This window comes from Achromobacter maghribensis (genome assembly GCF_057334215.1).
The window spans coordinates 1-2680 of record NZ_JBHFII010000043.1 but is presented as its reverse complement, the minus strand read 5'-3'; the positions used below and the strand labels follow the sequence as shown (position 1 = coordinate 2680).

Genomic DNA, 2680 nt, shown 5'->3' with positions numbered 1-2680 from the left:
GCAACAGCACACCGTCGAGCAAAAGCCCGCGTCGTTTAGCCATCGTCGGAATCCGTGTTTAGAGCAGTGACGACAGCCCGATCAGGACTGGTCTTCAGGTTCGTCGGGCACGCCCGAGTGGGGGCCGGGCCGGTTTGCGCGGTCGATAAGGATCGACATTTCGATACCACGGGCAATTTGCTCGTCGTGGAAGAAACGCAAAGTGGGGACAGTGTGAATGTGCAGCAGCTTATAGAGCTGCGAGTGCAGCCAACCGGCTTTCTCGTTCAGCAAGGCGGTCGCGGCTTCGGGCTCGGCGCCCAAAACCGTGAACCACACCTTGGCATGCGCGTAGTCGGTCGACAATTCCACACCGGAGAGCGTGATCAGTCCCGCGCGAGACATATCGATTTCGCGCTGGATGATCTCGGCCAGATCTTTTTGGATCTGGTCGGCCAGCCGCAGATTGCGGCCGGGGATGGCTTTGGACTTGTGACGGCTCATTAGCAATAATGCCTCGCGACGCTTTACAGCGTACGCGCGATTTCCTTGATTTCAAAGACTTCCAGCTGGTCGCCCACCTGGATGTCGTTGTTGCCGCGCAGCGTAAGACCGCAATCGAAGCCCGATTTGACTTCCTTGACGTCGTCCTTGAAGCGGCGCAGCGATTCAAGATGCCCCGTCCAGTGGACCACGTTGTTGCGCAGCAGGCGTACCTGGGAATCGCGGCGGACGATGCCGTCAAGCACCATACAACCGGCGATGTTGCCAAGGCGCGAGATGCTGTAGACCTCACGGATCTCGACCAGGCCGATGATTTCTTCTTTCTTCTCGGGCGCCAACATGCCCGACATGGCTGCCTTAACTTCATCCACGGCGTCATAGATGATGTTGTAGTAGCGCACGTCGATGCCGTTGTTCTCGGCCAGCTTCTTGGCGCTTGCTTCCGCACGCACGTTGAAGCCGATCACGACAGCGTTCGAGGCGATGGCCAGGTTGATGTCGGTTTCCGAGATGCCGCCGACAGCCGCGTGCACCACTTGCACACGGACTTCGTCGGTCGACAGCTTGACCAGCGACTGAACCAGCGCTTCTTGCGAACCCTGCACGTCGGTCTTGACGATAAGCGTAAGCGTCTGCGTGCCCTCGCCCAGGTTGTCGAACATCGACTCCAGCTTGGCGGCCTGTTGGCGGGCCAGCTTGACGTCGCGGAACTTGCCTTGGCGGAACAGCGCGATTTCGCGCGCCTTGCGCTCGTCGGACAGCGCCATCAGTTCGTCACCAGCGGCAGGCACTTCGGTCAGGCCCTGGATTTCCACCGGGATGGACGGGCCGGCCGATTGAATCGGCTTGCCGTTCTCGTCCAGCATGGCGCGGACGCGGCCGAAGCTTGCGCCGGCCAGCACCACGTCGCCGCGCTTGAGCGTGCCGCTCTGCACCAGAATCGTCGCGACCGGGCCACGGCCCTTGTCCAGACGGGCTTCGATGACCAGGCCCTTGGCGGCCGACTCGACCGGTGCCTTCAATTCCAGCACTTCGGCTTGCAGCAGCAGGTTTTCCAGCAGATCGTCGATGCCTTCGCCGGTCTTGGCCGACACGCCCACGAAGGGCACGTCACCGCCGTATTCTTCCGGCACGACCTGTTCGGCAACCAGTTCCTGCTTGACGCGTTCCGGGTTGGCCGACGGCTTGTCGATCTTGGTCACGGCCACGACCATGGGCACGCCCGCGGCCTTGGCGTGGTGGATGGCTTCACGCGTCTGCGGCATCACGCCGTCGTCGGCGGCAACCACCAGAATCACGATGTCGGTCGCCTTGGCGCCGCGGGCACGCATGGCGGTGAACGCCTCGTGGCCCGGGGTGTCAAGGAAGGTCACCATGCCGCGCTCGGTTTGAACGTGGTAGGCGCCGATGTGCTGCGTAATGCCGCCGGCTTCGCCCGCGGCAACCTTGGCGCGGCGGATGTAATCCAGCAGCGAGGTCTTGCCGTGGTCGACGTGGCCCATGACGGTCACGACCGGTGCGCGCGGCAGTTGCTCGGCTTCGGAAACCGTGGCGGTTTCGTCCAGGAAGGCTTCCGGGTCATCCAGCTTGGCGGCGATCGCCACGTGGCCCAGTTCCTCGACCACGATCATGGCCGTTTCCTGGTCCAGCACCTGGTTGATGGTGACCATCTGGCCCAACTTCATCAATTGCTTGATGACTTCGGCGGCCTTGACGGACATCTTGTGGGCCAGGTCGGCCACGCTGATGGTTTCCGGCACGTGAACTTCGCGTGCGATGAATTCTTGCGGCGCCGGCTCGTTGCGGCGGTCGTTCTGCTGGTTGCGGCCACCACGGCCGCCGCCCTTGCCACCACCCTTGCCGCCTGCGCGCCAGCCATCACGGCGGGCCGGGGCTGCCGGCTTGTCGGCGGGCTTCTTGCGCGATGCGTCATCAGACCAGGTCGACGCGACTTCAGCGGTCTTGATGGTCTTCTTGGCACCGGGCGCGGCGGGCTTGGCGTCCTTCTTGGCGCCAGGCGTGGCGCCCGGCTTGCCAGCGGGCTTGTGCAGCGTGCCCGAAATGGGCGCCGCGGCGGGGGCGGCAGGCGCCTCCGGCTCGGGGGCGCGCAGCACCTTGCGCGGACGGTTCAGCATCTCGCGCAGCGCGGCGGCTTCGGCCTCGGCGGCGCGGCGAGCCTCATCGCGGCCACCCGACG

The 2680-nt window shown here is 64.1% G+C and carries 2 protein-coding genes; both read right to left on the bottom strand.

Going from position 1 to position 2680, the window contains the following annotated elements; all coding sequences use genetic code 11:
- Positions 1-81: 81 nt before the first annotated feature.
- Complete coding sequence (gene rbfA / locus ACE039_RS17215) at positions 82-483, bottom strand: 30S ribosome-binding factor RbfA (protein ID WP_006218273.1); 402 nt, start codon at positions 481-483, stop codon at positions 82-84.
- Positions 484-506: 23 nt separating this feature from the next.
- Positions 507-2680 (bottom strand): translation initiation factor IF-2 (infB, locus tag ACE039_RS17210; RefSeq protein ID WP_485822912.1); only part of this gene is annotated, 2174 nt, incomplete at its 5' end.